Here is a 6,542-nt window from a genome sequence, read left to right as displayed (position 1 = left end):
GCGCAGCCATTCCCGGAACAAAGAGTGACGAAATTATATCCAACTCATCGGAGCTATGGAGAAATCAATCAGACGCCAGGGTCAAGGAAGTGACCTGCGATTCTCTCGCCATTCAATGATGCTCATAGCCGCAGAAGTGTTCTATAACGGCCCATGTAGTCAACGACCGTTTTCATGTCCAACAGTCTATAATGAGGCCGTTGACGAAATCCGCATTGACATTCGCCGACAGCTCATCGCAGAGGAAAACAACCGAACAAGTCCGACCGCCGGTAACGTACTCCAACGGAGAGACCATGCGCCAGATACTGGCTCGCAGCAAACACACTCTGGATGATGTCGCAGAACAAATGGACTGACATACAGCGCCATCGTGTCAACATACTGTTCAAATACTATCCAATATTGAAGGCTGCATACAGCCTTGCGATGGAGCTGCGCAAGATTTTCAACGCTAAAATCTCACCGACAAAAGCCATGGGGAGGATGAACAAGTGGTATGAAAAGGTAATGGCATTGGGTAACAACAACTTCCGCTCGGTAATCAAAACATTCAAGAACCACGCCCAACAATCCTGAACTATTCCGTCGTCGTGCGACCAATGCCTCTGCCGAGGCATTCAACTCTAAAGTCAAAATATTTCGCTCACAAATGCGTGGTGTCCGGGACGCGACTTCTTCATCTTCCGATTAGTCAAACTCTACGCCTAAAAATTTAACACTTCTAATTGCCCAATTTAACATATGCACCGTGCTTTCGGCTTGAGCCATATTTCTCATTGTTTTCGCAGAAAGTTTCAAGAAACATCCGGATTTTAACTTTTTCGTCAACACCGAGAAAGCGTTTTTTCATAGTGTCCGGATTGATTAGTGCACCTTCCGCCACCATTTGGGTGTGGATTGCAAGGAGCTTTGCCCTGACGGTTTCAAGATATCGGTAAGTTCGATGTCGGCTCGGCTTTTGCCTTTGGACATACCCTTTGCCGCAACCACATATCGGGATTGACAGTCCGGTTGATGTTCAGCTCCGCACGTTGACCCGCGATTGTGATACGCAGGATAATCGGCACCTCGCCGTTGCGTAGCACCCGCGCCTTTCGTGCGATAAAGGTCGCATTAAAGAATTGCTGATTCTTCATACTTTGATGTGGTTTAGTGTTACATTAAAGTTACAAAAATTTTCTCAGTTTTGCAAACTTCAAGGCAACGATTTGAAAAACACATCAGTACGAGTATCCGAGGGTCCATTCGAGGGTCCATTCGGGTGTCCGATGAAAAAATGTACCCTCCGAAGATGCCACAACGCCGTGATTGTAGAATCTTGACGATGGCGTAAATATCTGAACGATAGCGTTCAGAACCCTTGCGAGGGTACAATCTCCGCTCCTGCCGGCAATGTACCCTTTGGGACACCCCGCCACTTCAATATTCTGCGTAGAAACGCCGGTTGGGGATAACGAAAAACCTCTGAAATCGTCTGGATTTCAGAGGTTTTCTGCATTTTGATGCTTTGTCTTGTGACCCCGGAGATTCGGAGTTATTTCATCTGTTAGCACTGGTTATCAAAGAGTTGCGAGCAAGAGTATAGAGCCGACTCACTATTGGCTCACTCGCTACTTCAATTTCTTCACCGTTATGATGATACGGTAATGCAAAGTTAATATTTTATTCCCAATCATCAAAGAGCCAAAGCGTTAAAAATCCTTTGGACTCACGAATACAGGAATTTTCCGGCTTACGGTTCAAAATGCCAAATCCAAGTATTCCATAAGAGAATGGCTTTTGCCGACTCACGGTTGATTTGCCGTGCTGTTTTCAGCCGAAAATGCTTCCTGCGACTATCTTTTGACTGCGGTTATCTCATCGGTCAGCAGGTGGATTGTTGATGACGGATTAGTGTATGCCTCTTTGGATTTTGCTCGTTTGGCGGCATCTCCAATCGCGTCTATCAAGACCTTTTTCATTGCCGTGGAGAATATGCCTTTCTGATAATCTGCATCTATTCCTTTCAACATTGCAAGACATTCGGCGGATGACAACTCCTTGTTGGTGTCCTTATAATGTAACAGAAACCAATACTCGATACTGGGATTGGAGAGCAGTAACACTGCTTCTTTTATCTTTCGCAAACGCTCCAGCATACCCGGCACATCAAGGTCAAACATCAAAAATGTCTTATCCTCCGATGTTGTAAATCTGTCACGCTTGCATCTGTCAATATAAGGCTGTGAAATATTGGAATCGCTGACCCTCGCTATAATTTCCACCGGCACACGGAAACTGCGACGCAGCAGGTCAACGTATGCCGCCTCCGTCTTACCCTCGCAGAACACGAAGAACGTCGGGTTCATCTTCTTACCTCTTGGCTGCTTTGCTTTTCGTGCCATAGTCAGATGTTCTCAAATTCGTTGATATACGGCACGGCATCGAAACGCCCTGAAGGTAGGCTTTCTCCAAATCCTTTTCTCCGGAAATCCTTGTAGTCAAACAATGAATACAAATCAGATGAACCGTCGTCGCGCTTGTTGACAAAGAAAATCTGATCCTTGCGGAAGCGCGTCATGTCAAGCAGGTGTGTGTTGTGGGTTGTGAAATACCAGCTGCGCGGATTTGCTTGAATGGAACAGGCTGATAAGATACTCCACCAAGCGGGTGTGCAGACTTGTTTCAACTTCGTCAAGGAACATCACCTTGTTGTTGCGTACCACATCCATGACCGTCAGCATGATTTTGAACAGGATTTTCGTACCCTCCGATTCTTCGGTGTTGAAGTCAAAGGGCAACGCCGGATTACGGCGGTGGAATGTAGTCAGTTCACCGTCTTTATAGGTAAACTCAACGATATCACTGTCGGCGGCTTTAAGCACCCGAAGAACTGCGTCTTTGTGTCACCAAGAAAACGGTCAATGGCAACAGAAGTCTTGCCACGATAACTGAACACCAGTTGCTCATTGAACCACCTATATATCTCCTTCGCCTTTTCCCTGTCCATCTGGCTTGCGCGTGATATAAACAGAGTCTTGCGCGAGGTGTTGGACGCTACATCCATCGGGCGACGGATAACATTGGTAAACTCATATTTTTCTTTCTTGCCGCCGGATATACGCTCGTCACGCGAAAAAATCAGCGCACGTCTGCCCTTCGGGTAATAATACAGGCTTTCGGTTATATTTCATCACGGGTGCAACTGAATGAATACTCATGTTCTATGCCGTCAATGATGAAGCGTATATAAAACTCACTGGGAGCGTTATTTTCTCCGAACTTGAACGGCTTGAAACCAAAACTGTCACCCTCATTATAGTTATGGGAGTCGAGTATCATATCAACCGCTGCTTTAACGGCCTTGATTATGTTGCTCTTGCCGGAGGCGTTTGCACCATATATGGCAACCGTTTTCAGCAGTCTTTCATTCCCGACTGCAAATGTGTTGTCGGCAAGGGCGCGGGCCTCCTTTGTCTGGATGTTGGCAGCCTGTAAATCCAGAGTTATCTTCTCGTTTATCGAGAAAAAGTTGTGAGAGTTATTTCCAATATCATTTCAAATGTCATATTTGGAATTATTTTGCAAATATAACACTTTAATTTGGATTTTAGGTTGTTTGGCACGAGATTTTTAGGATAGCACTACGGAAACGGATAGAGGCGTGGCGGCTCACAGTGTTGGCGTCGGTGTTGCCGTCGGATGGTGACGGTGATCCGGTGGGTCACTGACACCATCCGACCGCACCCCAACTATGGGAGAAGGCTACACACCGGTTTGCCTCAACGCCTTGTGAGGATGCGCCGGTGACGTCGCTTCCCTCACAAGACTCCAATCGGCAAATCAGTGTGCCATACGCCTTCTCCTTATAATGAATCTGAGCCGTCACGCCACTATCCGTTTGTTCCAGCCCACGGGAGCAAGAAAGCGTATGACGCCGATAATTACGCCATGCTCCATGTACGGCGGCATACACATACTTGCTCTTTCCGGGGCCATTGCTTTTATCTCAACGGTTTCCATTTTTCTTATGTCTGTCGTCCAGTGTCACCCTGCGGGGCTTTGCCGCCTCTATTTTTATGCAGAGTATAATCTCCATTCAAAGTTTATTCGCTCGAAGTTGATTAACACGACGGTACGGGGTATTCTTTGGCATTCGCGCAAAAAAATCTCCACAGCTCCCGGTGGTCGGTAGTATTTTTTTGTGCAAGTGCCGAACACCCCTTTGCTCCCGTCGTGCCGCAGGGTCAACGAGCGAACAAACTTCAAACAGCGATTATACGCATTAAAAAAAATATCGCCTTATGACACTGAACGACAGACATATTAAAAATACGAGCTTCACACCTTCTCCAGCTCATACCGCATTAAAAAAGACGGCTAAGGTGGTGGGGATAGCAGTCGGGGCGGTTGTCGGGATTATTCTTTGGGCGATACTCAGACCGATATTCCGAGGTGTGGGGTGGATAATCTCAATCCTCACCGCAATAGGGATTATCTACTTGGTAATGACACTCTAAATATTTACGACTATGGCAACGAAAAGAAATTCAAAGACTTGGGAACAGCAAGCCAAATATTACGAAGTTGACAACATCGCCGAGTATATGGTGGAAACCTATATCAACGGCAACATATCAACATTCCGCAAGCTGTACTATGAACTCAAACCTGCGGGTCGCAAGCTGTTCATAAGCTGGCTTTTCCATACGGAACTGAACCGCAAGGAGATTGAAAAAATGATACTCGCAACACTCTAAACACATACGACTATGGCAACCACAAGAGAAAACAAAGGCACACGAGCCTTTAACAAAACTATCAAGGCGTATCTTGAAGAACGAGCCGAGAATGACGCACTGTTCGCAGTCAAGTTTGCAAATCCCTCGAAATCAGTTGAGGACTGCGTGACCTACATACTAAACTCCGTGCAGAAAAGCGGTTGCAACGGGTTCGAGGACGATGAAATATTCGGAATGGCAGTCCACTACTATGACGAGGAAGAAATTGAGGTTGGCAAGCCTATAAACTGCCAAGTGGTAGTCAACCATACGGTTGAACTAACCGAGGAGGAAAAGGAACAGGCACGGCAGGACGCCATCAAAAAACTCCGTGACGAGGAGATGAAGAAAATGCGAAAGCCTATCCAGCCGAGAAAGACCGCCGAGAAGAAAAACCAAGTTGAACAACCCAGTCTATTTGACCTCTAACATATTACGACTATGAAACCGACAACAAAATTCCATAAAGACATACTCAAAGAAAGCCGTAAACTCCGCCCCGTCACAAAGGCGCAGGCTCAATGGGCGATAGGCGAATGTTTTGAACACTTTGCCTTCCGTGTTCAGAGTGGCAATACCACCTGCATGGACTGCGGACACACTTGGCACAGCGATGAAACATCGGGCAAATGCGTATGCCCCCGATGTGGCAGGGAACTCACTCTTGAAACCACCCGAAAGCAGAAGGCGAGCGGTAAGATGTATTTCAACGTGCTTGGTATGAACGGGAAATACCAGACTTTGCGGATGTTCGCCATATTCGCAGAAATGCGCAAGGGAAAGAAAGCCGAATACAGCATCGTGGAAATCGGTCAGTATTGGGTAGCCCCCAACGGACAATGCGCCGTAATCGGACTTAGACGCAGTATGAGTTACTATGTGGATTGTTTCGCATACGGCTCGCCTATGGAGATACGGAGCAAGGATGATGTGTTCGCAGATATAGCGATGGATTTTCCGATGTATCCCAAAATGAAGATAATCCCATCTCTGCATATAGATGTTATGGGCAACAAGTTCTTCAATATGTCACCGGCGAGATGTATAAGCCGTTTTCTCTCGCAGCCCCAACTTGAAACGCTGATGAAAAACGATACCGAGCAAGTATTCAAATACTTTCTCAACCGCCCCTATGACTGCCGTATGTGCTGGGCTTCATACAAGATAGCCAAACGCCACCATTACGAGATAACCGACTTAGGATTATGGTGCGACTACATCAAGATGTTGCAGACCTGCAAGAAAGACACTCACAATCCCCACTACATCTGCCCCGACAATCTTCGTCAGGCACACAACATATACCACAAAAAGGTCATGGCGATAGAGGAACGCAGACGCAGGGAAGCCGACATAAGACGCAAGGAGAAGGAAGCACTCGCAGAGCAGGAAAGGAGAGATAGTTTTCTCAAACTCAAATCCAAATTCTTCGGACTTGTAATCTCCGATGGCGAGATTGAAGTGAAAGTGTTGGAGAGCGTGGAGGAATTTATAGAGGAAGGAGATGTCCAGCATATCTGTGTAGGTACAGCAATGTACTACGGCAAAAAAGACTCCCTCATATTGTCGGCAAGGATTAACGGCAAGCGGATTGAAACCGTGGAGGTGTCGCTTGAAACCCTTTCAGTTATTCAATGCCGTGGAGCGTGCAACCAAAACACCGAATATCACGACCGAATTGTGAATTTGGTGAACTCCAACGCCCAGCTAATCAAGGCGAGAATGACCGCCTAATGTTTAACACGACCTGCGTCAGCAATGGCGCAGGTCACAAAATCA

Annotated in this window: 11 protein-coding genes; 5 read left to right on the top strand and 6 right to left on the bottom strand. The window is 46.7% G+C overall.

The window, feature by feature from the left end:
* The first annotated feature begins 191 nt into the window (after window positions 1-191).
* Together E7745_RS14920 and E7745_RS14735 are read left to right on the top strand one after the other, a co-directional pair.
* A complete protein-coding gene (locus tag E7745_RS14920; RefSeq protein WP_168182168.1) occupies window positions 192-359 on the top strand; it encodes a hypothetical protein in 168 nt (55 codons plus the stop codon).
* The gene (locus E7745_RS14735) at window positions 334-579 is read left to right on the top strand and encodes a transposase (RefSeq protein WP_136409145.1); all 246 of its coding nucleotides are present in this window, start codon (window positions 334-336) and stop codon (window positions 577-579) included. The genes E7745_RS14920 and E7745_RS14735 overlap by 26 nt, the downstream gene beginning before the upstream one ends.
* Before the next feature lie 347 nt (window positions 580-926).
* Here the strand turns inward: E7745_RS14735 and E7745_RS14725 are convergent, their stop codons facing one another.
* From E7745_RS14725 to E7745_RS14915, 6 genes are all read right to left on the bottom strand, one after another.
* Window positions 927-1,139: an Arm DNA-binding domain-containing protein gene (locus E7745_RS14725; RefSeq protein ID WP_136409144.1), complete on the bottom strand. Its 213-nt coding sequence runs from the start codon at window positions 1,137-1,139 to the stop codon at window positions 927-929.
* Window positions 1,140-1,838: 699 nt separating this feature from the next.
* Window positions 1,839-2,387, bottom strand: coding sequence for an RloB family protein (locus E7745_RS14720; protein ID WP_136408035.1), 549 nt, complete (start codon window positions 2,385-2,387; stop codon window positions 1,839-1,841).
* Between the two features lie 2 nt (window positions 2,388-2,389).
* Window positions 2,390-2,563 (bottom strand): hypothetical protein, encoded by a 174-nt coding sequence (locus E7745_RS15155; protein WP_240740340.1) that lies wholly within the window; start codon window positions 2,561-2,563, stop codon window positions 2,390-2,392.
* 1 nt (window position 2,564) lies between these two features.
* Window positions 2,565-2,867, bottom strand: coding sequence for an ATP/GTP-binding protein (locus tag E7745_RS15150; RefSeq protein WP_240740339.1), 303 nt, complete (start codon window positions 2,865-2,867; stop codon window positions 2,565-2,567).
* A 298-nt stretch (window positions 2,868-3,165) separates the two neighbouring features.
* Window positions 3,166-3,351, bottom strand: coding sequence for a hypothetical protein (locus E7745_RS15145; protein WP_240740412.1), 186 nt, complete (start codon window positions 3,349-3,351; stop codon window positions 3,166-3,168).
* Window positions 3,352-3,867: 516 nt separating this feature from the next.
* Window positions 3,868-4,005: a hypothetical protein gene (locus tag E7745_RS14915; protein ID WP_168181922.1), complete on the bottom strand. Its 138-nt coding sequence runs from the start codon at window positions 4,003-4,005 to the stop codon at window positions 3,868-3,870.
* Between the two features lie 509 nt (window positions 4,006-4,514).
* Between E7745_RS14915 and E7745_RS14705 the strand changes: the two genes are divergently transcribed.
* Genes E7745_RS14705 through E7745_RS14695 form a run of 3 tightly spaced genes read left to right on the top strand, consistent with a single transcriptional unit; the run spans window position 4,515 to window position 6,497 of the window.
* The gene (locus E7745_RS14705; protein WP_068959945.1) at window positions 4,515-4,742 is read left to right on the top strand and encodes a hypothetical protein; all 228 of its coding nucleotides are present in this window, start codon (window positions 4,515-4,517) and stop codon (window positions 4,740-4,742) included.
* Between the two features lie 12 nt (window positions 4,743-4,754).
* Window positions 4,755-5,192 carry a PcfK-like family protein gene (locus tag E7745_RS14700; protein ID WP_136408033.1) on the top strand — a complete coding sequence of 146 codons (438 nt, stop codon included), beginning with the start codon at window positions 4,755-4,757 and terminating at the stop codon, window positions 5,190-5,192.
* A 12-nt stretch (window positions 5,193-5,204) separates the two neighbouring features.
* Window positions 5,205-6,497 carry a PcfJ domain-containing protein gene (locus tag E7745_RS14695; RefSeq protein ID WP_136408032.1) on the top strand — a complete coding sequence of 431 codons (1,293 nt, stop codon included), beginning with the start codon at window positions 5,205-5,207 and terminating at the stop codon, window positions 6,495-6,497.
* Window positions 6,498-6,542: the final 45 nt, after the last annotated feature.

The organism is Duncaniella sp. C9 (assembly GCF_004803935.1).
In the GTDB taxonomy this organism is placed as follows: Bacteria; Bacteroidota; Bacteroidia; order Bacteroidales; family Muribaculaceae; genus Duncaniella; species Duncaniella muris.
This window is presented reverse-complemented; position numbering and strand designations above follow the sequence as displayed.